Consider the following 26302-nt stretch of genomic DNA (forward strand, 5'->3'; position numbering starts at 1 on the left):
CAAAGCCAATACCTGGTGCCCGATCGGGGCCACGTCCGCAGACGCGAGCCTTGGGGAATCCCGATGGCTGACATAATCGCTTTCCCAATTGTCCGACGACGAGCCTTCATTCGTCGACAGGCGACGCGAGTAGCCGAACTAAACACAGTGGCCGGTGAACGGTACATTCGACAGCAGGTCAGTTGCCAAGCCGAATCTATGCGCCGAAAGGGGATCGCTGAACGTCAAATCGCTTTTGAGACGATAGCCATGGAAGCGGCCATACGGGCGGCATTGTGGGTGACGAAGCAAGATTTACCCGGCGGTTGTACATGAAGAACCGAGAGCGCCGAACAAAAATAGGCGGGCAATTTGCGGCTCGTACTATCGAAATGCTGGAGTCCCCAGCCTTCCGAGTTTTAAGCCTGTCCGCTCGTCGGATACTTGATAGGCTAGAGATCGAGCTTGCGCATCATGGAGGTGTAGATAACGGAAAATTACCGGTTACATATGACCAGTTTCAGGAATTCGGGATAGACAGACAAGCAATCGCTCCTGCTATTCGCGAACTCGTAGCGCTCGGATTTTTGGAAATAACGCGAAAGGGGCGGGCCGGCAATGCGGAATGGAGGTTGCCAAATTTATTTCGCCTGACTTACCGGTCGAGCAAGGACGTTCGAACTTATGGCACCAACGAATGGAAGCGGATCGACAGTATTTCGGAAGCTGAACTACTCGCAAAATCAGCGAGGACTGCGAGCTTGCGAAAATTAAAACCCCAAGGTGGGAAAATAATGAATGTTGGGGTGGAAAACCCGCACCGAAAACCGGAAAAGCATAGTGGGGAAACCCAGCCTACAGGCCATGGTGGGGAAACCCATACGACTCTCGATATATCGGGGAGGGGCCGTTATGTTGCCTAGGCGGAAACGTGCCTGCCTCGAACAGGGGCTCAGTCTAAACATCAATCTGCTTGCTCGCTGGGGCACGGTCCGATTTGGAGACCTGACCCTGTTCGGAAACGTTAGCTGGGGCAGTTCTCCGGGTGACGTCGTAATCGGTAAAATATCCTCGAACCTGATTGGTCATCAGGGGTGGATCCAAGTCGATATAGAAGGAAAAAAACAGCGTTTTGAAGTCATTTCCGAAAGTCGTCATTTCGGTGGATGCCAACGATACTTTGTTTGTCCAGCGACAAGGCAGAAAGCGTCCGTCCTTTGGCGCCCGCCTGGCGCTACCGAATTCCGCAGCAGGCGGGGTTGGGGAAAGTCCGTCGCGTACATCACCCAAATCGGGTCTTGGACAGATCGGGCTCACCGCGGCAAAGAAAAGATCGTAATGGCTCTAGCTCACAAGGACTGTGTAACCCACACGGCCATGCCGCCAAAGCCAAAGTGGATGCGGTCGCGAACATATGACAGGTACGCAGTTCGGTTCGGTCGTTACGACCATGCATTGGCCCAGGGGCCCGAAGGCAGGCAAAAAATGCCGCGGCGCAAAGAAACCTGACAAAAAGGTTATTCAACTAATTCCGAAAGTAAGCTCGGAATCTTCGCATGCCTGTTTGCCGTCGTAGCTATCGCCAAATACCCAATTTCTAAACGACCGTATAGTTCTTGCTCGGGCAGGCAGGAACGGGACCATGAGACCAATCGTCAGCTGCATCCGAGTATCGACCGGGAAGCAGGGCAGGAGCGGTTTGGGTATCGAAGCCCAGAAGGAGGCTATCGCCCGGTTCGCCGCCGCTGAGGGGCTAGCCCGTCCTATTCGTGAGAGTGCGTTTTTTTGGTCCGATTGATGTGGCCGCACATCTGCTCTGACGAGGCGCGCGGGATTGCCTTCGGCTTTTCACCGCCAGACGACCGGTACTTTGCAACGCGCTTGAGGTGTAGGTTGGGCGAACGGGGGGCGGACGCCCCGCCGGTCAAGGACCGAGCGGCAGCAGCGCGCCTGGCAAGCCGCGGATCAGGTCGGCTTCGGGACATGCCGCGGCAAACGCAAGGCGAATGCGGCTCGTGGTCTCGACGACACGGGCAGCGAGTTTCAAGAGACGAAGACGCAGCGTCGCGAACTCGGCTGTGGCCAATTCCCGGGCTTTGGGAATCGCGTCGCGCACGGTCAGCATCAGCCAATAAGCGGCGGTGTGGAGAACGAGGCGGACTTGATTGGCGAGCGCCGAACGGCAGCTGGTGCGATCGGAGGCGAGCTGTGTCTTATGCAGCTTGATCAGATTCTCGGCTTGGCCGCGTGCGCAATACAGGCTGTCGTAGATCCACTCGGCCGAGCCGACATCGAGGCTGGTGACGACGAAACGGATGTCGAGGCCGAGCATCGTCGCCTCAATACGGGCGACGGTACGCCGTTCGCGATCCCAGGACTTGGCCTTGTGGCGCGTCTCGGTATAGCCGCGCAGAACCGGCAGGTTCTCGATGGCGCGTCGCGTGCGGATGTCGTCGGCGGCCTCGTCGAGTTTTCTGGCGAGCGGCTTGGTGCCGGACAGACCGAAGATGTAGTCGATGCCGTTGGTCTCGCACCACGTCATGGCCTCCGGCCGAGCATAGCGCCCGTCGCCACGGAACGTAATTCGCGTGTTGTGCCACCGCGTCCGGATATGCCGGATCAGGCGGCGCAGGTGGGCACGCACCTCGACGCCGCCCGGCGTCTTGCCGGGCCGCAGCACGACCGCCACGGGCCGGCTCTTCTCCGTGTCGTAGACGTGGATCGGCAGGAAGCAGCGTTCGTCATAATGAGCGTTGAACAGCGAGAGCTGCTGATGGCCGTGGACGACATCGCAGGTATCATCGATGTCGAGCGTGACGGATGCCGGCTCGCGCGGGTAGCTATCCATCCATGCGTCGACCAAAGTGTAGGTCAGTCGGATCACGTCGCGCAGGCGCGGAGCATTCTCCAGCCGCGACAGCGTCGGTTGGGAACACAGATCGCGACCCGTGTCCGGCAGCCGTCCGCAGGCCAGCTTGAATGCGGGATCGGACCGCAGATGATCGAGGTCGTCGGCGTCCTCGTAGCCGCAACAGATCGCGAACATGCGCGCGCGGAACATATCGACAAGGCTGTGCACGACCCGCGTCGGATCGCGCCGATCCGGGAACACCCGGGCCAAATTGTCGGCCAAGCCGAGACGCCGCTCGGCCAGCGCCAGAAGCATCACGCCCCCGTTCGAGGTCAGCCGACCGCCATCGAAGGCAGCTGTGACTTTCTTGGCGTGAACGGCTGGAAACGAGAAGGGCAGAATCGTATCGTCGGTCATGGCGGGCGTGGCGTTCGCGGTTGAGGTGATGGGGTTGGCTTCGCAACCGAATCCTACGCCGCATCAGCGCTTTACACCACGCTCGCCAGCCTCTCAGGCGCACTCTGACGAATAAGACGGGCTAGCTCGGGCAGCTCGGGCGTAACATGGCTGTTGTCAAGCTCCAGCAATTAGTGGTTGCATAACCTGCGTTGCTAATACACACTCGCCATTCCCGCTGAGGATATCTTTTTATTGTTGTTCAAGTGGGGAGGCCGAATTGGCAAATCAGGATCCCGCTCAGGTTACAGGCACAAATCCCCTACCACCAACCAACGAAGGACAAATAGGCGCTGGCGCCGGGGGTAACGTTGTACTTGGAGTGATCATACCCATTGCCGCGTTGCTCTTCATCTTCATCGTCGTCCTATATTTCGCGCCTCAACTAGCGGCCTGTGATGACTACTTCATTATCAAGTTGGTCTATCCTTTTGTCTTCGGTGCCCTTGGCCTGATTTTGGGCGGTACAATTGTCATAGATGGCAATCTCCCACTGTTCGGCGAGAAGGCTAGGATGCGAGCAGCGGGCGGGATAGCCGGAGCTCTCCTCGGGTTTGCGATCGCCCATTTTTCTCAACCCTCCGAATGCGAAGCAAAGCACGCCATCATTCTCAAGCGTTTTCCCGCGTCCGGTTCCATATCGGTTGTCCATAATGGAGCGAACAAGAAGCGCGAGTACATTGGGCTGTATGACACCACTTCAACCTCCGTTACGACAACCGTAGAACGGGCGAACGAGGGAACAACGCGAGATCTCAAATTCAGATTTGGAGCGAGGGATAAATCAAAAGATGGCTTCAAGGTCGTCTTGCAGTTCTACCGCTTGGACCTGGATGGCACTCAGAAATTCGAATTTGCATGGAGTTGCACGATAGGAGCCGAGCTTGGACTCCCCCCAAGTTCGGGGGTAAGAAAATATCAGCTCATTGAATCGGAGCCGCTGCGATACGAACTTGAGTTCAACCCAAACTTCTTCAAAGAAGTGGAGGAGGCCCTCAAAAAGGGTGCAGCCGCAAGCGATGTGATGTGTCTCAAGGGAAGAAGCCGTCTAGACGGTCATGGGCCGTTAATTGAAGACCGAGTATCTGTTCCGTTCTATGTATCACGACTGAAGGGCTACTTTGGTCAAGAGCTCTGGTACGTCGTGGAGACTTCGGCTCCACCCACTGAACAATCTGTCGCGAAGCAGCCCGAAGTGGTGAATGGCGAATTGTCAGTAGGTGAGAAGGCGCGGGCGAATGGTAGTAGTTCACCTTTAAACAAAACAGCTTCAACGATTGAGGTGGCAAAGCCGACGCGACAGGTAAGCGGATGTGGCGCTACAGATGCACAACGTCTTAGCTTGGACAAGTTCATGGTAGGAGATGATCTCGATGCGAACGAGCGCAAGGAGTTGTATAAGCAGTGGGGCAATCTGCACTGCTATGAGCTGCTGCCGGTTTGATGGACACCCGCTTAAGCTAATCCCACCTTGCGCTCGAACTCAACCGGGCTGAGATAGCCGATGGTCGAGTGCCTGCGGGTCGTGTTGTAAAATCGTTCGATGTAGTCGAACACATCGGCGCGTGCCTCATCTCTGGTTTGATAAATCTTGTTGGCCGTACGCTCGGTCTTGAGCGAGGAGAAGAAGCTCTCCATCGCCGCGTTGTCCCAGACGTTGCCGGAGCGGCTCATGCTGCAAACGATGCCGTGGTCGGCCATCAGGCGCTGGAACTGCTCGCTGGTGTACTGGCTGCCCTGGTCGGAGTGATGCAACAGCGCATCCGGCTTGCCGCGCCGCCAGACGGCCATCAACAATGCGTCCGTCACGAGCTGTGCCGTCATGGAGGCACTCATCGACCAGCCCACCACGCGGCGTGAGAACAGGTCGATCACCGCTGCGACATAGAGCCAGCCTTCGGCCGTCCAGAGATAGGTGAAGTCGGCGATCCACTTCTGGTTCGGCCGCTCGGCGGCGAACTGCCGGTCAAGGAGGTTCGCCGGTACGGTCTCGAGCTGTCGATCGCCGCTGTCCTTCGGTAAGCGCCGACGTCGCGGCCGCGCCCGCAAGCCTTGCAGGCGCATCAGCCGCTCAATCCGGTGCAGGCCGCAATCCGCCCCGTCGGCGAGCAGGTCACGCCACACCCGGCGTGCGCCATAGGTGCGGTCGCTGGCGGCGAAGCTGGCCTTGACCTTGCCGCCGAGCTCCTCGTCGCTGCGGGATCTGGCGCTGGGAGAGCGGTTCAGCCAGGCATGGAAGCCCGACCGCGACACTCCCAGCGCATCGCATAGCCATGCCACCGGCCAGATCGTCCGGTGCTTCGCGACGAAGGCGAACTTCATGTCGCTTCCTTCGCGAAGTAGGCTGCGGCCTTTTTTAGGATATCCCGCTCGGCCTTCAGCTTGGCGACCTCACGGCGCAGCCGCTCGATCTCCTGCTGCTCCGGCTTCATCTGCCCGTGGCCGGGAAAGGCTTGCGCCGGGTCGGAGCCCAACTCCTTCACCCATTTGCGGAGAACATTCTCATGAACATCCAGGTCACGGCCAGCTTGCGCCACCGACACCCCACGTTCCCGCACCAGCTTGACCGCCTCGACCTTGAACTCGCGGCTGAACTTCCGTCTTTTCATCGCCACCTCCGGCTTCATGAAACACCTAATCTCGGTGTCCATCAAACCGGCAGCAGCTCAGCTATGTTTGGCCGCTTGTAAAGAGTAGCTCCAATGTCATTGAGCGTTCGCGCGCAATTAAATTCACCGTGAATGCCATTATCAACAACAGTCTTGAAGCAAACGCGGTGTATTGGCAGCCGACCGGATCCAACAAGAGAGATTTTTTTAAGTCGTTACCATTGCTGAGTTCAAGCGATTACAGAGTCGTTTTCGATCTTCTGAAATCAGAAGATCTTCCAGTTCGGACGGAGGCAACTCGCTTTGTTCGAAACCTTCCAGTTGATCACTTTGGCAACCTCTTTAGCGAACAGGTAGAGAGGCAAGATCAGCTCTCAAGCAGTCAAAGAGAGCGACTTGCCATCGCCGCATCGTTCTTCCACTACGGTAGGATTGTTGAATGGCTCGACGTTCCCGAGGGCGACCAGAAAGGCACAGCCATTGCCGCTGCTATCGGCGGAGACTTCAAGGCTGCTTTCCGCTGGATAAACAAAGCCGCTCTTGGAGAAAGCGCTAAAGCTTACGAAGCAATGCTTTGGTATGCGAGGGCTATCGTCGAGAGAGAAAAAATAAAGAATGACGCTGCGGCCAAAAGCAGTTTTCAGCAAGTAATTGACTCGATTTCGGGTGCATTAGAGCCTTATCCCTCCAATCCTTTGCATTTGGCCCAAGCTGCTGCTGTTGTATTCGGAGGGGACGCGAGCACGGCCCAATCGATTCTGAGGGAAATTAAAACGGCTGACGTTTATACGTCGTCGACTCCTTTGGGCCTTTCAACGAGCGCCAGCAACTCAACGAGCGCCAGCAACGCGATTTATGCGGGCCCGTCAGACGGATATAAACGCCAACCGCCCAAGAGCTTTGCCAATTCTGCCGGATCTCGAATGCTATTGCGAAAGGGCGATTGGTTGTTCGTCCAGTATCGTGACCAAATAGGCTGGATCAAACGCGAGCAGAAGGTGGCGGGTCCGCTCTGAGAAGAGGAGCGACGCTCCGGCATGGACGTTCCTCAGAATTCCGTGCGGACATTCGTCTCTTTTGCAAGCAAATTCGCTGTCGCGCAGTTCGTGCATTTTGGGTTGTGTCAAATGATCATCTGGAGAATGTGGATCTATCTTGGCCGCCCAGATTGAAGAGCTTCCCTTCACCCTTCACTGTGTGGAGGCGTTCGACGGTAACCATAAAGCTTCTGAGGTGCTTCGATGAATGAGGGGGCAGACGAAAGTGAGCAGGCATTGAGCCTGAAGAAAATTATGCGCCTCGATCTTAACGATCTCTGCGCCGAGCACCTCGCCAAATTCCCCGGCATGACCGGATGGTTCGAACCCAAACTTCTGCTCAAACTTCTCTTGAACGTCATAGTATCGCAAATGTTCGGTCAGTATGCCGATCGCCGTTTGGTGCACGCAGCCCTCGATAAACAGTCGCCCAGCGAAAGTCGCGATTGGACCGACGTCACGAAGGAGACCCAGCGAGACGATGGGGACGTGTGGATTGATTACATCGCAGATCTGGGTGATGGATTCGATGCGACTTACGCCATGGCTTATCTGCTAGCGCAGCCGCACTTGGAGATACGCGGGTATACTGAGCTAATCCCGCGCGCCAGCGCGCTCATCATGGGCGGCGACGCAGTATATCCAACGGCGTCACGTGACTCCTACAACAACCAACTACGAAAACCCTACTCGATGGCGTGGCCGGACACGTTCGAAAAAGACGGTCCTCCCGTATTTGCCTTGCCCGGAAATCACGATTGGTATGACGGATTGGTCGTCTTTCTTGCGATTTTTTGTAGGACGAAAGCTTCCAAGATAGGCAATTGGCGGACGCGGCAGAGGCGCAGCTATTTCTCTGCGAAAGTGGCGGAGAACTGGTGGGTATGGGGAATAGACATTGCCCTCGTTCGGGATATGGATCAGCCGCAGGCCGACTATTTCGTTGATGCAGCTACCAATATGCCGTCCGGCGCCAACATTATTCTGTGTAGTGCGGAGCCTGGCTGGTATGAAGCCGAACGCGAGGGTGATTCCTTTCGCACGCTAGACTACGCGGCCAGCATCGCGAAGAATGCGGAAAGAAATCTAAGGATACCGCTCATCATTTCAGGAGATTCACATCATTACGCAAGGTACGAGGGGCAGGACGGCCAATTCATAACGTCCGGCGGGGGCGGTGCATTTCTCCACGGAACGCACGGGCTGAAGGACGCAATCGCCGCTCCCTGGCTCAAACGCACGCCACAGGCCCTGAAATTGAAACACGTATACCCCTCGAAGGAGCTGAGCAGAGAGTTGCTGAACGGTGATTTGCAGTTCTTCCAAAACAACAAGGAATTCGGATACACGTTATCGACGCTCTACTGGATATTCGCTAGCGCGATCACCTATGCGCCTGCCTGGGAAATGTTCCTCGTGGTGCCGCTTCTCCTTGGTGTTATCCTTTGGGGTTATTCGCGGTATCAGGAAGAAAAATTCAGCGGAGAAACACTAGCCTATTCTGTCGCCCAGGCCCTCGCGCACTCAGTTGTTATTTGGTTTTTCGCGTGCGCCGCTCTTTGGCTGGCCGGGTTGTCATCATGGAAAATTCCTTGGTTCGTATGGTTGCCGCTCCTGGCGGCGGCGATTATTCCGATTGGAGCGAGGATCGCGAGCTTGATCTTTGGCCTTTACCTAAAGCTTACCTGTAAGTACGCCGATCGAAATCACAATGATGCATTCAGCGCGATGAAGCTCGATGGGTACAGGAGTTTCTTGAGACTACGTATAAGGGGAAATGAAATTACTGTGTTTCCCATAGGCATCGACAGTGTGCCCTCGCGAGGCGGTTGGCGGCGTAATGAAAATAGAGGACTAGCGTCTCCGTCGCACTTTGAGCCTACCAGGCGAATGGATCCGCACCTTATCGAGCCACTAATCACCATATCTGCGGCGGACGGACTATCCTCTGGCGATGTCGAGATTCGGCACGAGGTCATCTCGAAACAGTAGATCTCAGCGCGGCTTCTTGAATGATAAGCAATATTGCCGGGCGGAGGCGGTGGGTCCGAGAATAAGCTCTTTGCGCGCTTTGCGTGATCAATGCTGAATTCGCGGAAACGCTGCGGGGGCATTTGGGTAAGAGATGACGCGACGAACCGAATTCCGATTGATTAACGGTCTGCTAGCCCAACCGCCTCGGCCGCCGGCGGGCACCCGGGTCGAGTTCGACAAGAAAGGCTGGAGGCGTTGCGTTAGATCATCGCCGCCTCCCAACACTTAGCTGGTGTTAGAAGTAGCTCTTCCCGACAGATTGGCCGACAGAAATGGGCTGCCGGCCTCGCGGCCGAAGGGCTACCGTACCGACGAAGTCAACCACGGGCGCTCTGGCACAATCTTTGGGGGCTCGCCCCCCATTACTCGCCTTTCTACCCGGTTGCGGCGGGTAATTGGTGTGGTTGCTACATGAGGCTGGGCCGCGCGCCAAACGTCATTCTGGCGGGCGCTCCACATCGGACGACCAAGCCCCGGATGCCGCCGGAACGGCTTCCATCTGATAATTCGCTGCCGCACGCTTTTGCCTGTCGGCAGCGAATCCTCGATACGCGGCGTCTACCGGCTCTATTTCGTGATCAACTGCACGGCGTAGGCATAAGGCCCGTTCGGGCTTCTTTGTGCGTTCCACGCACAATACCAGTCGCTCCCCCACGGCAAACCTGTATCCCATCCGCCCGAATTGTCGCTATCCCAATGCCATACCTTGACGTTGTCTTGCGGGTTGGAAGGAAAACTCGGGGTCGAATAGACCATGATTTGCCCCTGATGAGCCCTGAAGGGGGCGGTTGTCGACCAGGACAACCACAGATTGCCGTGCAGTTGGTACGCGTTCAGGTACCACGTGTAGTTTGCCGAGATGGTTTGGGCGGCCGATGCTACGTCTGTGATGCTCTTCTCGATTGTCTTGTTCATATCTTGCCCTCACTCTAAGATTGTAGCGGCTCCAGGCGCCACCCTAAGATCATAGACATAAAACAACTGACGATTGTGTACAAAGCAGAGCACAACACGGAAATGTGTGCGACTTGGATCGTACCTGCGGCAAGGAACGTCAGAGCCTAGCTCGTTGGGGGCGGATCGCGCAGCACGCGCGTCAGGCCGAACCATTGCCGCTTCTTGGCGTCCCACTCGCCGGTGATGACGGCCCAGGAGAACTGGTCGCCGAGCGGCGCCGCGCCGCCCCCGAGGTATTCATTCCCAAGAAATGCCTGCTTGTAGACCTGTTTCGTCATCCGAACGGCGTCCGGCTTTGGCATGCCCAACAGCATCATGCGGCGCGAGAGTAGCCGATATTCCTTCGGCGACATCTCCATTTTCGTGTTTGTCGCCTCGTCCCCGACCAGGAAATACGGCTCCCGCTCCATCCACTGCATGTGGACGATCGTCACCTCATTGGCATCGTCCCAATCGAGATAGTAATTCTTGCCGTCCCACAAACATGGGTAGGCATTATCCGCGCGATCCGTCGCCGCTCGAAATCACGGAATGGCTGTTTTCACAGCCGCCGTGCTGGTCTCGCGGTCTGATCGTCAACATGCCTCCGGCCGGCATGCCGTTTCATGACCGGCTGTTTCAGGCCCGCATGTGGCGCGAGATTGCGATGGCGATCCGATACGATCGCCCTACGTCGACGGGCGTCGCTGGTATCTCGAAATTGGCCCATAGCTGTGGAGATAGCCTGCGCCGCGCGCGGGTGAATCTCTATCTCGCTCGGCGGATGCGCCGATGATGGGAGATGAGGCTGACGCCGATCGGAAGGCCGGTATGATTGAAGCCGCGACCACGCAAGATTAACGACCGTAAGAGCCAAGGCTTTCAAAGGAACCTAAGTCATGAAATACGCAGTTCTCACAGCCGCTCTCGTTTCCGCCCTCATAGCCACACCTGCGCGCGCCAGCGCCGACACCGAGTTCGCCGCTAAGCTGGCGGGCGCTATGGTTATCAAGACGCAATGCGACGGCTACGAAATGTCGCGCGGATCAGGATCCGACCGCCAAGATGTGGTTAACGCCGTGTTTGCGGCTATCCAGGATCTTGCCGGGGCGTCGTACCGCGCTGGGGATATGATCCCTGAAATCACCAAGGCGACGAGGGCCGCAACTATGGTCACCATTGCCTTGCTGTCTCAGAACAAGGCCGGCACCTGCAAGGACCTTGGCGCCAGCATGGTTCGTGCCGGCCTGCTGGAAAGGAAGTAACTTCGATACGGCAAAGCCCAATCAAACGATTCTGACCGAGGAGTAATGGATAGATTGACTTTGATCATGCCGCGGACGCCGACCGAGACCGCGCAAAAGCGCTTGCCGAGCGTGCAGGCTGGCGTCAACGCGGGTTTCTGTACTCGCATGCGACACGCGGGAACTATCACGTGAGCGACATGGATGGATCGACCTTTGCGACAAGAGGGGATCGATTGGACCTGCGTCTTGCTGGAAAGGAAGTGACGACATGACTGATATATCTGACTTACGCGATGGCATCGCGGCAATCATCAGCGACCGCACGATGATTAACGACGAGGGCTTCATTCAACCACTCGGCCGAGCCGACATCGAGGCTGGTGACGACGAAACGGATGTCGAGGCCGAGCATCGTCGCCTCAATACGGGCGACGGTGCGCCGTTCGCGATCCCAGGACTGTGGCTTGTGGCGCGTCTCGGTATAGCCACGCAGGACCGGCAGGTTCTCGATGGCGCGTCGCGTGCGGATGTTGTCGGCGACCTCGTCGACTTTCCTGGCGAGAGGCTTGGTACCGGACAGACCGAAGATGTAACCGCGACGACCGGACTGGCATAGACTGCGAAGGCCAGCGGCTTGCGAATGGCGTTAATGGCTGGCACGCCCTCCGCGGTGACGCTGGGGGGCCAGAATTTCACAGTCAGCTTTGGGGGATCACGTCCGCTCATGACACAGTTCTCCATTCAGAAAGGTCTCTGAAGGCCGAACCAATGCTTTAAGGGGGTAGAATTATGTGGCGCCGTTTGATTTCGAAGGTCAAGGGGGTGTTCTGGTTCCCACTGCATTAAACCCGGAAAATGTGATGGAATCTTCGGAATCACAACCGAGTTGCCACACCGATTGCCCGCAAATCAGCGGGATTCCAGCCGTTTAACTAGACAGGCTTGGCCAACTACCAAGCACTTGGAAAATTATGCCGAGCAGGAAGCATCCGGCGCCGAAGATGAACATCGTCCGGCGCCAAGCCCATTCCTTCAGGAACAACGGCTGGTAGATGCGCCAATTGTCTTTGTCTGCGTCGGCGTCAACATATTTCCTTCCCTCTAACTCAGCGCTCTGTTGATCGTAAGCTTTTTGCAGCTCGCCCATACGGCGGCCATGGTCGCGCTTAAGCTGGTGAAACCATTCCCAAGCGATGAAGGAGAACCCGACAAGGTCGAGAACTTGGCCAATGACGGAACACCAATCCTGACACATGGGGAATCCTATTTTTTGAAAAATGCCAGGACGCCGAAGATACTGCCAATGAGAGCGAGAGTAAGCGTCACCCTATTCGCCCAGTAGTCCCAGTCCGCTTTTTGCTCGGACCGAATATCAGAGCTGGCTCCGCAAATTCGGACAGTAGCTTGAGTGGATTTTCTGCCTGACAGCGGCGAGGATTCTTGCCGCGAATCAGGAGCGAAGATGACGAAGAAGAGCCGCCGGATGCATTCTCCGGCATTCAAGGCGAAGGTTGCTTTGGCTGCGGTCAAAGGCGACAAGACGCTGGCGGAGCTGGCGCAACTGTTTGATGTTCATCCGAACCAGATCACGATCTGGAAAAACCAGCTCCTGGAAGGCGCCGCCGGCGTGTTTGGGCATGACAAGGCGTCGGCCGAGACGCCGGTCGATTTGAAGGCGTTACATGCCAAGATCGGCGAGCTGGCGTTGGAAAACGATTTTTTGTCCGGCGCGCTCACCAAGGCGGGCCTGCTGAGCGCAAAGCGATGATCGACCGCGGTCATGATCTTTCTATCGTGCGCCAGGCGAAGGTCCTGAAGCTGGCTCGCAGCACGGTCTACTATGAACCTCGGCCAGTTTCGGCCGAGGACCTTGCCTTGATGCGTCGGCTCGATGAGCTGCATCTCGATTATCCCTTCGCGGGAGCGCGTATGCAGCGATCGTTGCTGCGGCGGGAGGGCGTATACGCCGGTCGCCGCCACATCGCGACGCTGATGAAGCGCATGGGGATCGAGGCGGTCTATCGTCGCCCGAACACGAGTAAGCCGGCACCGGGTCACAAGATCTACCCGTACCTGTTGCGCGGATTGAAGATCGAGCGGCCCGACCAGGCGTGGGCAATGGACATCACCTACATTCCGATGCGGCGTGGCTTCGTCTATCTCGCGGCGGTCGTCGATGTGTTCAGCCGACGGGTCCTGGCCCATCGCGTCTCGATCACAATGGAGGCGGCCTTCTGCGTCGAAGCGGTCCAGGAGGCGTTGGCGAAGCACGGCAGGCCCGAGATTTTCAACACGGACCAGGGCAGCCAGTTCACCAGCCTCGAGTTCACCGATGTGCTGCTGGACGCGAAGATCGCCATCAGCATGGACGGCAAGGGCGCCTGGCGCGACAACGTGTTTGTCGAGCGGCTCTGGCGCACGGTCAAATACGAAGAAGTTTATCTCCGCGCCTACGACAGCGTGTCCGAGGCGCGAGCGTCAATTGCCAAGTATCTGGCCTTCTACAATCAGGGACGCCCTCACTCGAGCCTTGACGGGCGCACGCCCGACGAGGCTTACTTCGGCACGCAAGCTATGGTGATGGCCGCATGACCGTCGCCGACGATTTTGTCGTCGCTCTGGTCGGGCTACGCCCTCCCGACGCAACGACAAAATCGTAAGGCCCCGCGTTCAGCATAACCCGGCAGGAATCCACTTAAATCCCGCGGGGCGCTGTCCAAACAACCGGCGCCAGCTCTTATCGGCCCTCAGCTTTTGCGCAGCAGCAGCCGTCAAATACGTCTCATCTGTTCGAGCGCCCTGCTCCCAACTATCTTCGTCTTGAGGTACAGGTACGTGAAATTTGAAGGCTTGTTCGACAAGGTACTTTGATCTGAATTTGGAAATTACAAACTCCTGATATTGCAATTCCCTTCCCATCGTCATTTTATACCGCGGCTCGTCAACGACGTTTTCTAGCTAGCTTGCCATTGGCTCCAATGTCTTAGCTAGCAATCTGCAGTACGCTTCTCTTGGCAATCAGAAATATTTGTTCGCACCGGCGATTGTCATTCACGGTGGGCCACTGGCTGCTGTTGCAATTATTGCGGGCCTCATAGCGCTTGCCTATTGGATAGACGCGAAGAGAAAAAAACGGGGGACGGTAGCGATGAATCGGATCGGGCTCAAATGCCGCTAAAAGTCGAACGCGGCAGTATAGTCGCTAAATGTTAGATTTTTACTCCATTGTCACAAATTCGACTTGTTTTTGATCAGATCCTCGCATAGGAAGCTTCTTCCAACGCTCAAGGCATTGCGCCTTAGCTCCCCTCAGGCCGATGAGGGCGAGAGTGCGACCTTCTCACGGTTCGGCCACCGCTTGAGGAGGTCCCATGCGCACTCGAAGCTTCCATCCAATTCGGATGGTCATCTGATGTCCAGAGGACCACAAGCCGTCAAACAATCGAATATTGCGAAAGCTCTCAAAGGCGCCTTGAAGGCCGGTGCAAGGGTGCAGCGTGTCGAAATCGGACCAGATGGTCGGATCGACCTATACTTGTTCGAAAAGGTGTCCCCCGGTTCTCATGAAGATAATGAATGGGACGCCGTGAAATGAGGCGCAGAAATCCAAAGTTCACTCACAGCTATACCGATCAGCACGGACTGCCGCGCTTTTATCTTCGCCGCCCCGGCTACGCGAAGACACCGCTGCCGGGACTACCGTGGTCTCCAGAGTTTATGGAGGCGCGCGAGCGTGCCCTCGAAGGCGATGCCGGCAAGATAGAGATCGGTGCCAAGCGCACCGTTGAAGGCACCGTGAGTCACGGCCTAGTCAGCTACTACAGATCGAATTTCTTTACGGGGCTTGCCGACAGTTCGCAGAAGATGCGACGCGCCGAGCTTGAACGGTTCCGCAACGACCACGGCGAAAAGCGCGCAGTTATGATGCACTCGACCGCTATCCAGAACATTCTTAACGGCAAGACGCCTGCAGCACAAAGGAATTTCAGGAAGGCGCTTCGGGGGTTTGTCGATTATTGCTTGTCCGTCAAGCTGATGAAGGTTGATCCGCTCGCAGGCGCAAAATTTTCGAAGATGAAGACGGTCGGTCATCATCCTTGGGAAACAGCCGAGTGCGAACAATTTGAAGCGCATCACCCCGTCGGAACGCGCGCGCGGCTGGCCTACGAACTTTTACTCCAGGCGGGGCAATCGAAGTGCGACGTCGTCCGGATGGGCCGGCAGCACGTCCGCAAGGGCATGATGACCATGAAGCGGCAGAAGACCGGGACGCCGTTCAATGTCGACATCACACCGCGCCTGCAAGCTGCGATCGATGCGATGCCGGCAAGCAACCATCTGACGTTTCTGATCACTGGCGAAGGCAACGGCTTTACTGCGGCGGGTTTTGGCAACTGGTTCCGCGACATGTGCCGCGAGGCGAAGCTGCCGGCGCGTTGCACTTCACATGGGCTCCGCAAGGCGGCGGCAACCTATCTGGCAGAGCTGGGTGCGACCGACCTTCAGTTGATGGCGTGGTTCGGCTGGTCGTCCATCTCCCAGGCCCAAGTCTACACCAAGGAGGCCCGCGGAAAGGTGCTGTCGCAGGCGACAGGGAGGCTCATTACAGGAACGGGAATTGGCTCACCGATCACCTCTGTGAGCCAAAGCGATGACCAAGACACTGAAATCGTTGAGGTGAAAAAATGAGGTGGCGATCCCGGCAGGATTCGAACCTGCAACCCGCGGAGTAGAAATCCGCTACTCTATCCAGTTGAGCTACGGGACCGTGGCCGCCTTGTAGCACCCGCAATATGAAAAATCCGCTTTGCCGCCAAGTCCGTCCGAACCGATTTCTGGGGGCGGACGACAAAGCGGAGCAGGGGTCCCCGCCCTGCGTTGGCCTGTCCAGTCCGCCGAGCCGGCATGAGCTGCCGCCGGGGCTGGTCAAAGGATGTCGGCAATGCGATCTGCGACGTTTTCGTCCGTTCATATCAGCGCCTTCACTCCGTCACCTTTTCGCGCATTTTTGGCCCCAACGCGGCGTTCGACCGCGGGGCGTTCAGGAGCTCCATCATGATCGGATTGGTTCGTGCCGCCGCAGTCTGCGCCGCGCTGGTGCTTGGCCTGGTGAGCGCCCAAATGAGCGCCCAAGCCGCGGACAAGGCCTTCAAGCGCGACGATCTCGCCGATTCCGCGATCAAGCTGGAGGCCCAGATCAAGAGCGAGGCCGGCGCGGTCAACAAGTCGGCCGCGACCTTGCGCACTGATGCGGACTCAGCCTTCAAGCGCAATGATTTCAGCGGAGGGCTGCAGATCCTCGGCCAGATCGCGGCGACCACGCCGGAGGACGGCGCCAACTGGCTGCGGCTCGCCAGGACCGTGTTCCAGATCCGCACCGCCAGCTCCAGCGAACAGACCTTCCTGATGGAGCGCGCCTCCACGGCCGCCTACATCGCCTATCAGCGGGCCGGCAATCCGGGTGAGGAGGCCGACGCGCTGGCCGTGCTCGGCAAGGCACTCGCCGAGCGCAAGCTGTGGCGCCCGGCGCTGGATGCGTTGCGGATGTCGCTCGACCTGCGCGAGGTGGCCGATGTCCGCGGCCAGTATGAGAAGATGCGCGACGAGCACGGCTTCCGGCTGCTCGATTACACCGTCGATTCCGACGCGGCCTCGCCGCGGGCCTGCTTCCAGTTCTCCGAGGAACTGGCCAAGCGCGTCGACTTCGCGCCTTACCTCGCACTGGCCGGCACCGACAAGCCGGCGCTGTCAGCGGAAGGCCAGCAGCTCTGCGTCGACGGACTGAAGCACGGCGAGCGCTACAACATCAATCTGCGCGCCGGCCTGCCGTCGACCGTCAAGGAGACCCTGCCGAAATCGGCCGAGTTCAACATCTATGTCCGCGACCGCAAGCCGTTCGTGCGGTTCACGGGGCGGGCCTATGTGCTGCCGCGGACCGGGCAGCGCGGTATCCCGGTGGTCAGCGTCAACACGCCGGCAGTCACGGTCGACGTCTTCCGGATCGGCGACCGCAACCTGATCAACACGGTGATCGACAGCGACTTCCAGGGCACGCTGAGCCGCTACCAGCTCTCCGATCTCGGCGACCAGCGCGGCGTCAAGGTCTGGTCCGGCGAGCTTGCGACTGCCACCACGCTGAACCAGGACGTCATCACGGCGTTTCCGGTCGACCAGGCGCTCGGCGATCTGCAGCCGGGCGTCTATGTCATGATCGCCGCGGCCAAGGGGCCGGGCACCGACGACGACGGCACGCTGGCGACGCAATGGTTCATCGTCTCGGACATGGGCCTGTCGGCGTTCTCCGGTAATGACGGTATCCACGTCTTCGTCAACTCGCTGGCCTCGACCGAGCCGGTCGCCAACGCCGAAGTGAAGCTGGTTGCCCGCAACAACGAGATCCTGGCCACCCGCAAGACCGATGCGGCCGGCCATGTGCTGTTCGAGCAGGGGCTGGCCCGCGGCGAGGGCGGGTTGTCGCCGGCGCTGCTCACGGTGACGGGCGAGAAGGCCGACTACGCCTTCCTGAGCCTGAAGACCAACGCCTTCGACCTGACCGACCGCGGCGTCGCGGGGCGGGCGATCCCGGCCGGCGCGGACGCCTTCGTCTATGCCGAGCGCGGCGTCTACCGCTCCAACGAGACCGTCTACCCGACCGCGCTGCTGCGCGACGGGCAGGGCAACGCCCTCACCGGGACGCCGCTGACCATGGTGATCGAGCGCCCCGACGGGGTGGAATTCCGCCGCGCCGTGCTGCCCGACCAGGGTGCCGGCGGCCGCATGCTGGCGGTGGCGCTGAACTCGGCGGTGCCTACCGGCACTTGGCGGGCCCGCGTCTTCACCGATCCCAAGGGCTCCTCGGTCGGCGAGACCACCTTCATGGTCGAGGATTACATCCCCGAGCGGGTCGAATTCGATCTGACCAGCAAGGAGAAGATGATCAAAGCTGAAGTTCCAGTGGAACTTCAGGTCTCGGGCCATTTCCTCTATGGCGCGCCGGCTTCGGGCCTGCAGCTCGAAGGCGACATGCTGGTCGCACCGGCGGCGGCCGGCCGGCCCGGCTATGCCGGCTACCAGTTCGGCGTCGACGACGAGCAGACCGCGAGCAACGAGCGCACCCCGATCGAGGACCTGCCGGAGGCCGATGCCAATGGCGCGGCCACCTTCCCGGTCAAGCTCGACAAGGTGCCGACCTCGACCCGGCCGCAGGAGGCTCAGATCTTCGTCCGCATGGCGGAGACCGGCGGCCGCTCGGTCGAGCGCAAGATCGTGCTGCCGGTGGCCCCAGTAGCCTCGCTGATCGGCGTCAAGCCGCTGTTCGGCGACAAGAGCGTCGCCGAGGGCGACAAGGCCGAGTTCGACGTCGTGTTCGTCGCGCCCGACGGCAAGCAGCTGCCGCGCAACGGGCTGCGCTACGAGCTGTTGAAGCTGGAGTCGCGCTACCAATGGTACCGGCAGAACTCGTCCTGGAACTATGAGCCGGTCAAGTCGACCCGCCGCGTTGCCGATGGCGACGTCAACCTCGCTGCCGACAAGCCGATGCGCCTGAGCTTCCAGCCGCAGCCGGGTCGCTACCGGCTCGACGTGAAATCGACCGACGCCGACGGTCCCGTGACCTCGGTGCAGTTCGACGTCGGCTGGTATTCCGACGGCAGCGCCGACACGCCCGACCTGCTCGAAACCTCGATTGACAAGCCGGAATATCAATCCGGCGATACCCTGACCGTGTCGGTCAACGCGCGCACCTCAGGCAAGCTCACCGTCTATGTGCTCGGCGACCGCCTGCTGACGACCCAGAGCGTCGACGTCAAGGAAGGCACCCAGCAGGTCAAGCTCCCGGTCGGCAAGGACTGGGGCACCGGTGCGTATGTGATGACGACGCTGCGCCGTCCGCTCGATGCCGCCGCCGGGCGCATGCCGGGCCGCGCGATCGGGCTGAAGTGGTTCGGCATCGACAAGAAGACGCGCACGCTTGCCGTCGAGCTGTCGCCGCCCGCATTGGTGCGGCCCGGCTCGACGTTGAAGATCCCGGTCAAGCTCGGCGGGCTCAATCCCGGCGAGGACGCCAAGGTGGTGCTGGCCGCGGTCGATGTCGGCATTCTCAATTTGACCAATTACAAGCCGCCGGCGCCGGACGACTACTATCTCGGCCAGCGCCGTCTGACCGCCGAGATCCGCGACCTCTATGGCCAGCTGATCGACGGCGTGCAGGGCACCCGCGGCCAGATCCGCAGCGGCGGCGACGCCGCCGGTGCCGAACTGCAGGGCTCGCCGCCGACGCAGAAGCCGCTGGCGCTGTATTCCGGCATCGTCACGGTCGGCCCTGATGGGACTGCCGAAGTGAGCTTCGACATCCCCGAATTCGCCGGCACCGCGCGGGTGATGGCGGTGGCGTGGAGCGCCACCAAACTCGGCCGCGCCAATGTTGATGTGATCGTGCGCGATCCCGTGGTGCTGACCGCGACCTTGCCGCGCTTCCTGCTGACCGGTGACAAGGGCACCATCAGCATGGATATCGACAATGTCGAAGGCGCCGCCGGCGACTACGCGATCAGCGTCAAGGCGAGCGGTCCGATCAAGGCCTCGGGCAATCCGACCACGAAGGTGAAACTCGCCGCCAAGCAGCGCAGTTCGCTGTCGCTCGGCCTCGAGGCCGGCGGCGCGGGACGTGCCGATTTCGACGTCGACATTTCGGGGCCGAACGGGCTGACGCTGGTGCGTCACTATGCACTCGACGTCAAGCCGGCGACCCAGGTGCTGGCGCGGCGCTCGATCCGCACACTGGCGAAGGGCGAGAGCCTGACGCTGACCTCGGACATGTTCTCCGATCTCGTCCCGGGTACCGGCAGCGTCTCGATCTCGGCGAGCCTGTCAACCGCGCTCGATGCTGCCAGCATCCTGAAGGCGCTCGACCGCTACCCCTATGGCTGCTCCGAGCAGATCACGAGCCGCGCGCTGCCGCTGCTCTATGTCAACGATCTCGCCGCCGGCGCCCATCTTGCGATGGACACCGCGGTCGACCAGCGCATCCGCGACGCGATCGAGCGTCTCCTGGCGCGACAGGGCTCCAACGGCTCGTTCGGCCTGTGGTCGGCGGGCGGCGACGACGCCTGGCTCGACGCCTATGTCACGGACTTCCTGACCCGGGCCCGGGAGAGGGGCTTTGCGGTGCCTGACGTGCTGTTCAAGAGCGCGCTCGACCGCGTCAGGAACTCGGTGGTCAATGCCAACGAGCCGGAGAAGGACGGCGGCCGCGACCTGGCCTACGGCCTCTACGTGCTCGCGCGCAATGGCGCGGCGCCGATCGGTGATCTGCGCTATCTCGCCGACACCAAGCTGAACAATCTGGCGACGCCGATCTCCAAGGCGCAGCTGGCGGCGGCGCTGGCGCTGGTCGGCGACAAGGCGAGGGCCGAGCGGGTCTATGGCGCGGCGCTCGATGCGCTGAACCCCAAACCCGTGATCGAGTTCGGCCGGGTCGATTACGGCTCGGCGCTACGCGATGCGGCTGCGCTGGTCTCGCTTGCGGGCGAGGGCAATGCGCCGCGCACCACGCTGACCCAGGCCGTGCTGCGGGTCGAAGCGGCGCGGGGTCTGTCGCCCTACACGTCGACGCAGGAGAATGCGTGGATGGTGTTGGCGGCGCGCGCGCTCGCCAAGGAAACGCTGGCGCTCGACATCAATGGCCAGCCGGTCAAGACCGCGGTCTATCGCAGCTACAAGGCCGAGGAGATGACGGGCCAGCCGCTCCGGATCACCAACACCGGCGACGCGCCGGTGCAGGCGGTGGTCTCGGTGTCGGGCTCGCCGGTCACGCCGGAGCCGGCGGCTTCCAACGGCTTCAAGATCGAACGTGCCTACTACACGCTCGCCGGCAAGCCGGCCGACGTCACCAAGGCGAAGCAGAACGACCGCTTCGCAGTTGTGCTGAAGGTGACGGAAGCCAAGCCGGAGTTCGGCCACATCATGGTGGCCGATTATCTGCCGGCCGGGCTCGAGATCGACAATCCGAACCTGGTGTCATCGGGTGATTCCGGTACGCTCGAGTGGATCGAGGACGGCGTCGAGCCGAAGAACACCGAGTTCCGCGATGACCGCTTCACCGCGGCAATCGACCGGGGCGCAAACGACAAGTCGGTGTTCACGGTCGCCTATGTGGTACGCGCGGTGTCGCCGGGCAAATATGTGCTGCCGCAGGCCTATGTCGAGGACATGTACAACCCCTCGCGCTACGGCCGTAGCGGCACCGGTGCGGTTGAGGTCAAGCCAGCGAAATGAGTGATCGCGGAATGAGTAAGGACGCGCGTCCAAAACTCTTCTCGTCATGGCCGGGCTTGACCCGGCCATCCACGGACGCGTCCGCTGGCAAGAGAGACGTGGATGCCCGGGTCAAGCCCGGGCATGTCAAGTGTGATGGGCGGTTGGCGCTGCGCCTCTTTGCCGCGATGGCCGTTGTGCTCATCGCGATCACCGGCGCCTTCGCCGCCAGGGTCATCTCGCTCCGGCCGCTGCCGCTCACGCAGGCGCAGCAGGTCTCGACCACGGTCGTCGATCGAAATGGAAAACTGCTCCGTGCCTATGCGATGGCGGACGGGCGCTGGCGGCTGCCGGTCGACGCGAAGACGTCGGTCGATCCGACTTATCTGAAGCTGTTGTTCGCCTATGAGGACAAGCGCTTCTACGAGCACCACGGCGTCGATCCGCTGGCGCTGTCGCGCGCCGGATTCCAGCTTCTCACCCGCGGTCATATCGTCTCCGGCGGCTCGACCATCACGATGCAGCTGGCACGGCTGATCGAGCCGCGGCACCAGCGCTCGGTCTACGCAAAACTGCGGCAGATGGTGCGCGCGGTCGAACTGGAGCGACAGCTCTCGAAAGACCAGATCCTCGATCTTTATCTCGCGCTGGCGCCGTTCGGCGGCAATCTCGAGGGCGTGCGAGCCGCCTCGATCGCCTATTTCGGCAAGGAGCCGAAACGGCTCTCGCTTGCCGAAGCCGCGCTGCTGGTGGCGCTGCCGCAATCGCCGGAGCGGCGGCGGCTCGACCGTTTCCCCGAAGCCGCCCATGCCGCGCGCGACCGCGTCCTGGACCGCATGGTCGAGGATGGCGTGGTGTCGAAGGAGGACGCCGCGCAGGCCAGGGCGACGGCAGTGCCGAAGATGCGCAAGCAGATACCGATCCTGGCGCCGCACTCGTCCGATCAGGCGATCGCGACGATGAAGGATACGCCCGTCATCAAGCTGACGCTGGATGCCACGCTGCAACGAAACCTGGAGGCGCTGGCGCGCGACCGCGCCATCGCGCAGGGGCCTGACGTCTCGGTCGCGATCATCGTGGTCGACAATGAAACGGGCGACGTGCTCGCGCGCGTCGGCTCGGCGGATTATTTCGACGAGCGGCGGGCCGGGCAGGTCGACATGACGCGCGCGGTGCGCTCGCCGGGCTCGACCTTGAAGCCCTTCATTTATGGCCTCGCCTTCGAGGATGGTTTTGTCCATCCCGACAGCCTGATCGAGGATCGGCCGATCCGCTTCGGCTCCTACGCGCCGGAAAATTTCGATATGACGTTCCAGGGCACGGTGCCGATCCGCAAGGCGCTGCAATTGTCGCTGAACGTGCCGGCGATCGCGCTGCTCGACCGGGTCGGCGCGAGCCGGCTGTCGTCACGGCTGAAGCAGGCCGGCACCAGTCTGGTGCTGCCGAAGGACGAGGCGCCGGGGCTTGCGATGGGGCTCGGCGGCGTCGGCATCACGCTGCAGGATCTCGCCCAGCTCTACTCTGGCCTGGCGCGGCTCGGTGCGACAAAACCGCTGCGCGAGATCATGCAGGCGAGCGATAGCCGTGACACGATGCGGCTGATGGACCAGGCTGCGGCCTGGCAGGTCGGCAATGTCCTGCTCGGCACGCCGCCGCCGGAGAATGGCGTGCACAACCGGATCGCTTTCAAGACCGGCACCAGCTACGGCTATCGCGACGCCTGGTCGGTCGGCTTCGACGGCCGCATCACGATCGGCGTCTGGGTTGGCCGCCCCGACGGCGCGCCGGTGCCGGGACTGGTGGGCCGCACCGCTGCCGCGCCGATCCTGTTCGATGCCTTTGCGCGCACCGGCAAGATCCCGGCGGCCTTGCCGAAGCCGCCGCGCGGCGTGCTGGTCGCCTCCAACGCGAAATTACCGCCGCCGCTGCGCCGATTCCGGCCGCTCGGCGAACTGATCCGCAGCGGCAATGACCAGGCGCCGCACATCCAGTTTCCGCTGAACGGTTCACGCATCGACGTCGAACGTTCCGAAAGCGGCGGTAATGCGCCGATGCCGGTCAAGGTCGCCGGCGGTGTGCTGCCTCTGACCGTGCTCGTCAATGGTGTCTCAGCCGGGGACATCGACAGCCGGCGCCAGCGCCTGATCGACCCGCCCGGACCGGGCTTCGCGCGGCTCACCGTGATCGATGCCACCGGGGCAGCCGATACCGTTGTGATCCGCGTGCAATGATCGCGCAGGAAAGCGGAACTGCACGGTTGTTTGCGCTGCGGTTTCATCGTATGCGAAACCCATGGTGGATAGCCTCCAACCCCGGCGCTTCGGAGCAGGGCAACAGTCTGTAAAACCTGCGCATTCGAGCCGCAGGCTGTTCATGGCGTTCGAGTTCGCAACGGCCAGCCAATGGCGTTCGATCCTGTTCCTGACGCTGACCTGCCTGGTGTTGTTCTTGCCGGGCTTCTTCACCATCCCGCCGATCGACCGCGACGAGGTGCGCTTTGCCCAGGCGACCAAGCAAATGGTCGAGAGCGGCGATTTCGTCGATATCCGCTTCCAGGACGACGTCCGCTACAAGAAGCCGGTCGGCATCTACTGGATGCAGGCCGCGGCGCTGAAGACGATTTCCGCGCTCGGGGTGCCCCGCGCCCAGGTCCGCATCTGGGTCTACCGCCTGCCGTCCCTGATTGGTGCGATCGGCGCGGTCCTGCTGACCTATTGGACGGCGCTCGCCTTCGTGACGCGACAAGGGGCGGCGCTGGCCGCCTTGATGATGGCAAGTTGCGTGCTGCTCGGGGTCGAGGCACGGCTTGCCAAGACCGATGCGATGCTGCTCCTGACGGTCACCGCCGCGATGGGGGCGATGGCGCGGGTCTATCTGTCCTGGCAGCGCGGCGAGGATCCGGCGCGTCCGTCATGGGCGCCGCCTGCGATCTTCTGGACGGCGCTGGCGGTCGGCATCCTGCTCAAGGGGCCGCTGATCCTGATGTTCGTCGGCCTCGCGATGGCCGCGCTCGCTATACTCGATCGATCGGCGGCGTGGTTCTGGCGCATGCGCCCGGTCTGGGGCCTGATGTGGACCTTGGTGCTGGTGCTGCCATGGTTCGTTTTGATCTTCCTGCGCGCCGGTGAGACCTTTTTTGCCGACTCAGTCGGCGGCGACATGCTGAGCAAGCTTGGCGCACAGGAATCCCACGGCGCGCCGCCCGGGGTCTATCTGTTGCTGTTCTGGATCACGTTCTGGCCCGGCGCGCCGCTTGCTGGCATGGCGGCGCCGGCGATCTGGCGCGCGCGGCGTGAGCCGGGCGCGCAATTCCTGCTGGCCTGGCTGGTCCCGTCCTGGATCGTGTTCGAGGCCGTGCTGACCAAGCTGCCGCATTACGTGCTGCCGCTTTATCCGGCGATCGCGATCCTGACCGTGGGCGCGCTGGAGCGGCGCGTGCTGTCGCGCTCCTCCTGGCTGTTGCGCGGCGCCGCCTGGTGGTTCGCGATCCCCGCCTGCGCCTCGGTGCTGGTGATCGTCGGCGCCATCAAGGCGATCCATCAGCCGGTGTTTCCGGCCTGGCCCCTGTTCGCCGTCGCGATGGTGTTCGGCCTGATCGCCTGGTGGATGTTCGAGGACAGCCGCGCCGAGCGCTCGCTGCTCAATGCGGTGATCGCCGCGGCGCTGATGGCGGCCGGCACCTATGGTGTGGTGCTGCCGCGGCTCACCACCGTGTTTCCGAGCCAGGAGGTCGCGCGCGCCTTGCGCAATGTGACCTGCGTTGGTCCGAAAGCGGCGGCCGCGGGCTTCCACGAGCCGAGCCTGGTGTTCATGACCGATACCTCGACGCTGCTCACCGACGGATCGGGCGCTGCTGATTTCCTGGGGCAGGGCTCCTGTCGCTTCGCGCTGGTCGAGCAGCGCTCGGAGCGGTCCTTCGTGCAGCGTGCCGAGGCTATCGGTCTGCGCTACAACGCGCCGGTGCGCGTCGAAGGCTACAACATCTCGCAAGGCAAGGCGGTCTCGATCGCGATCTTCCGCTCCGAAGGGACGGAGTGATATGCCGGCGCCGCCAGCCACCCTGGAATCCGCCAATTATTTCGGACGATTGCTGACGCTGGTCTGGCTGTCACTTGCCCAACTGGTGCGCGCGCCGTCGCATTCGCGCCGGGCCGAGGCGGCGCGGCGTTCCGCGCGCCACGTGCTCCTGCTCGTCGTCATCGTCGGCGCCGTCATCATCACGCTGATGTACGCGTTGGACGTCGCCGAAATCAGCGCGATGCCCCCGCGCGGTACGCCGGGCCTCCGGTGGGTGCGAATCCTGACTGATTTCGGCAAGGACGAATATGTGCTGTGCGCGCTCGGCCTGCTGCTGGTTGTGGTCGCATTGGCAGCGCCGGCGCTGCGCGGCGTGCCGCGCGCGACCCTGCTCGGCCTCGGGACGAGGCTGCAATATTTGTTGCTGTCTGTCGTGCTGTCGGTGGCGCTCGGGGAAGTGATCAAGTGGATCGTCGGCCGCGGGCGGCCGTTTGTCGGCGGCAAGGCCAATGCCTTCAACTTCCAGCACTTCGCCGGCACCGAGGCCTATGCGAGCTTTCCGTCGGGACATTCGATCACTGCATTCGCGCTGGCCTTTGCCGTGTCAGCGGTGTGGCCGGGTGCGAGACTTGCGATGCTGGTCTATGCGCTGATCATCGCCGCGACCCGGCTGGTGTTGCTGGCCCATCATCCGAGCGACGTGGTGGCCGGCGCGCTGGTCGGCGTGATCGGCGCGATGGCCGTGCGCTACTGGTTCGCTGCCCGCCGCCTTGGTTTCGCCATTCATCACGATGGCACCGTTGTGGCCCTGTCCGGGCCTTCGGAAGGGCGCCTCAAAAGGGTTGCGAGGAGCGCCTTCGCCCCATAAAAGCGGTCGCCCGA

At 61.0% G+C, this 26302-nt stretch carries 17 protein-coding genes, 1 tRNA gene and 2 pseudogenes; 13 read left to right on the forward strand and 7 right to left on the reverse strand.

Features of this window, described 5'->3' with window-relative positions; translation table 11 throughout:
• Nucleotides 1-63: 63 nt before the first annotated feature.
• The 3 genes and pseudogenes from HAP54_RS52640 to HAP54_RS36170 all read left to right on the forward strand — a co-directional run.
• Entirely contained in the window at nucleotides 64-315 is a 252-nt protein-coding gene (locus tag HAP54_RS52640) for a DUF6074 family protein (protein ID WP_224741623.1), read from the forward strand.
• A complete protein-coding gene (locus HAP54_RS36165) occupies nucleotides 276-902 on the forward strand; it encodes a hypothetical protein (RefSeq protein WP_166295253.1) in 627 nt (208 codons plus the stop codon). Before HAP54_RS52640 ends, HAP54_RS36165 begins: the two co-directional genes overlap by 40 nt.
• 719 nt (nucleotides 903-1621) lie before the next feature.
• A pseudogene (locus HAP54_RS36170) lies at nucleotides 1622-1732 on the forward strand (resolvase); the annotation flags it as partial.
• Nucleotides 1733-1903: 171 nt separating this feature from the next.
• Here HAP54_RS36170 and HAP54_RS36175 read toward each other — a convergent pair.
• Entirely contained in the window at nucleotides 1904-3247 is a 1344-nt protein-coding gene (locus HAP54_RS36175) for an IS1380 family transposase (protein WP_166295255.1), read from the reverse strand.
• A 259-nt stretch (nucleotides 3248-3506) separates the two neighbouring features.
• On the opposite strand from HAP54_RS36175, the gene HAP54_RS36180 reads away from it, so the two are divergent.
• A complete protein-coding gene (locus HAP54_RS36180; RefSeq protein ID WP_166295257.1) occupies nucleotides 3507-4730 on the forward strand; it encodes a hypothetical protein in 1224 nt (407 codons plus the stop codon).
• Nucleotides 4731-4741: 11 nt separating this feature from the next.
• Here the strand turns inward: HAP54_RS36180 and HAP54_RS36185 are convergent.
• A protein-coding gene (locus tag HAP54_RS36185; protein ID WP_166295259.1) for an IS3 family transposase occupies nucleotides 4742-5895 on the reverse strand; the annotation gives its coding sequence in 2 pieces (ribosomal slippage) (nucleotides 4742-5646 and nucleotides 5646-5895; 1155 coding nt in all).
• 128 nt (nucleotides 5896-6023) lie between these two features.
• Between HAP54_RS36185 and HAP54_RS36190 the strand changes: the two genes are divergently transcribed.
• Together HAP54_RS36190 and HAP54_RS36195 are read left to right on the forward strand one after the other, a co-directional pair.
• On the forward strand, nucleotides 6024-6911 hold the full coding sequence (locus tag HAP54_RS36190) for a hypothetical protein (RefSeq protein WP_166295261.1): 888 nt from the start codon (nucleotides 6024-6026) through the stop codon (nucleotides 6909-6911).
• A gap of 225 nt (nucleotides 6912-7136) precedes the next feature.
• Entirely contained in the window at nucleotides 7137-8924 is a 1788-nt protein-coding gene (locus HAP54_RS36195) for a metallophosphoesterase (protein WP_166295263.1), read from the forward strand.
• Nucleotides 8925-9533: 609 nt separating this feature from the next.
• On the opposite strand, the gene HAP54_RS36200 is transcribed toward HAP54_RS36195, so the two are convergent.
• Nucleotides 9534-9881, reverse strand: coding sequence for a hypothetical protein (locus HAP54_RS36200; protein ID WP_166295265.1), 348 nt, complete (start codon nucleotides 9879-9881; stop codon nucleotides 9534-9536).
• Nucleotides 9882-10027: 146 nt separating this feature from the next.
• Nucleotides 10028-10405 (reverse strand): hypothetical protein, encoded by a 378-nt coding sequence (locus tag HAP54_RS36205; RefSeq protein WP_166295267.1) that lies wholly within the window; start codon nucleotides 10403-10405, stop codon nucleotides 10028-10030.
• Between the two features lie 396 nt (nucleotides 10406-10801).
• Between HAP54_RS36205 and HAP54_RS36210 the strand changes: the two genes are divergently transcribed.
• Nucleotides 10802-11167 carry a hypothetical protein gene (locus HAP54_RS36210; RefSeq protein WP_166295269.1) on the forward strand — a complete coding sequence of 122 codons (366 nt, stop codon included), beginning with the start codon at nucleotides 10802-10804 and terminating at the stop codon, nucleotides 11165-11167.
• A gap of 319 nt (nucleotides 11168-11486) precedes the next feature.
• Here HAP54_RS36210 and HAP54_RS36215 read toward each other — a convergent pair.
• Both HAP54_RS36215 and HAP54_RS36220 read right to left on the reverse strand, forming a co-directional pair.
• Nucleotides 11487-11744: pseudogene (locus HAP54_RS36215) on the reverse strand (transposase); the annotation flags it as partial.
• A gap of 333 nt (nucleotides 11745-12077) precedes the next feature.
• A complete protein-coding gene (locus tag HAP54_RS36220) occupies nucleotides 12078-12404 on the reverse strand; it encodes a hypothetical protein (protein ID WP_166295271.1) in 327 nt (108 codons plus the stop codon).
• A gap of 207 nt (nucleotides 12405-12611) precedes the next feature.
• Here HAP54_RS36220 and HAP54_RS36225 point away from each other — a divergent pair.
• Together HAP54_RS36225 and HAP54_RS36230 are read left to right on the forward strand one after the other, a co-directional pair.
• A protein-coding gene (locus tag HAP54_RS36225) for an IS3-like element ISRj2 family transposase (RefSeq protein WP_166204126.1) occupies nucleotides 12612-13741 on the forward strand; the annotation gives its coding sequence in 2 pieces (ribosomal slippage) (nucleotides 12612-12864 and nucleotides 12864-13741; 1131 coding nt in all).
• A 984-nt stretch (nucleotides 13742-14725) separates the two neighbouring features.
• Nucleotides 14726-15838: a tyrosine-type recombinase/integrase gene (locus HAP54_RS36230; RefSeq protein WP_166295273.1), complete on the forward strand. Its 1113-nt coding sequence runs from the start codon at nucleotides 14726-14728 to the stop codon at nucleotides 15836-15838.
• Nucleotides 15839-15840: 2 nt separating this feature from the next.
• Here HAP54_RS36230 and HAP54_RS36235 read toward each other — a convergent pair.
• Nucleotides 15841-15917, reverse strand: a tRNA-Arg gene (locus HAP54_RS36235).
• Nucleotides 15918-16204: 287 nt separating this feature from the next.
• On the opposite strand from HAP54_RS36235, the gene HAP54_RS36240 reads away from it, so the two are divergent.
• The 4 genes from HAP54_RS36240 (at nucleotide 16205) to HAP54_RS36255 (ending at nucleotide 26288) form a co-directional block, all read left to right on the forward strand.
• Entirely contained in the window at nucleotides 16205-21424 is a 5220-nt protein-coding gene (locus HAP54_RS36240; protein ID WP_166295275.1) for an alpha-2-macroglobulin family protein, read from the forward strand.
• Between the two features lie 98 nt (nucleotides 21425-21522).
• The gene (gene pbpC, locus HAP54_RS36245; RefSeq protein ID WP_166295277.1) at nucleotides 21523-23634 is read left to right on the forward strand and encodes a penicillin-binding protein 1C; all 2112 of its coding nucleotides are present in this window, start codon (nucleotides 21523-21525) and stop codon (nucleotides 23632-23634) included.
• Nucleotides 23635-23695: 61 nt separating this feature from the next.
• Nucleotides 23696-25441 (forward strand): ArnT family glycosyltransferase, encoded by a 1746-nt coding sequence (locus HAP54_RS36250; RefSeq protein WP_166295280.1) that lies wholly within the window; start codon nucleotides 23696-23698, stop codon nucleotides 25439-25441.
• A gap of 1 nt (nucleotide 25442) precedes the next feature.
• Complete coding sequence (locus tag HAP54_RS36255; protein WP_166295282.1) at nucleotides 25443-26288, forward strand: phosphatase PAP2 family protein; 846 nt, start codon at nucleotides 25443-25445, stop codon at nucleotides 26286-26288.
• The last annotated feature ends 14 nt before the right edge of the window (nucleotides 26289-26302 follow it).

The organism is Bradyrhizobium sp. 2S1, assembly GCF_011516625.5.
GTDB classification, from domain to species: Bacteria; Pseudomonadota; Alphaproteobacteria; order Rhizobiales; family Xanthobacteraceae; genus Bradyrhizobium; species Bradyrhizobium septentrionale.

Excerpts from the sequence above, each read along its gene's own strand:
- HAP54_RS36210 (WP_166295269.1), top strand. The coding sequence starts at position 10,802 with ATGAAATACGCAGTTCTCACAGCCGCTCTCGTTTCCGCCCTCATAGCC.
- HAP54_RS52640 (WP_224741623.1), top strand. The coding sequence starts at position 64 with ATGGCTGACATAATCGCTTTCCCAATTGTCCGACGACGAGCCTTCATT.
- HAP54_RS36255 (WP_166295282.1), top strand. The coding sequence starts at position 25,443 with ATGCCGGCGCCGCCAGCCACCCTGGAATCCGCCAATTATTTCGGACGA.
- HAP54_RS36200 (WP_166295265.1), bottom strand. The coding sequence starts at position 9,881 with ATGAACAAGACAATCGAGAAGAGCATCACAGACGTAGCATCGGCCGCC.
- HAP54_RS36195 (WP_166295263.1), top strand. The coding sequence starts at position 7,137 with ATGAATGAGGGGGCAGACGAAAGTGAGCAGGCATTGAGCCTGAAGAAA.
- HAP54_RS36250 (WP_166295280.1), top strand. The coding sequence starts at position 23,696 with ATGGTGGATAGCCTCCAACCCCGGCGCTTCGGAGCAGGGCAACAGTCT.
- HAP54_RS36230 (WP_166295273.1), top strand. The coding sequence starts at position 14,726 with ATGGGACGCCGTGAAATGAGGCGCAGAAATCCAAAGTTCACTCACAGC.
- HAP54_RS36220 (WP_166295271.1), bottom strand. The coding sequence starts at position 12,404 with ATGTGTCAGGATTGGTGTTCCGTCATTGGCCAAGTTCTCGACCTTGTC.
- HAP54_RS36175 (WP_166295255.1), bottom strand. The coding sequence starts at position 3,247 with ATGACCGACGATACGATTCTGCCCTTCTCGTTTCCAGCCGTTCACGCC.
- HAP54_RS36240 (WP_166295275.1), top strand. The coding sequence starts at position 16,205 with ATGATCGGATTGGTTCGTGCCGCCGCAGTCTGCGCCGCGCTGGTGCTT.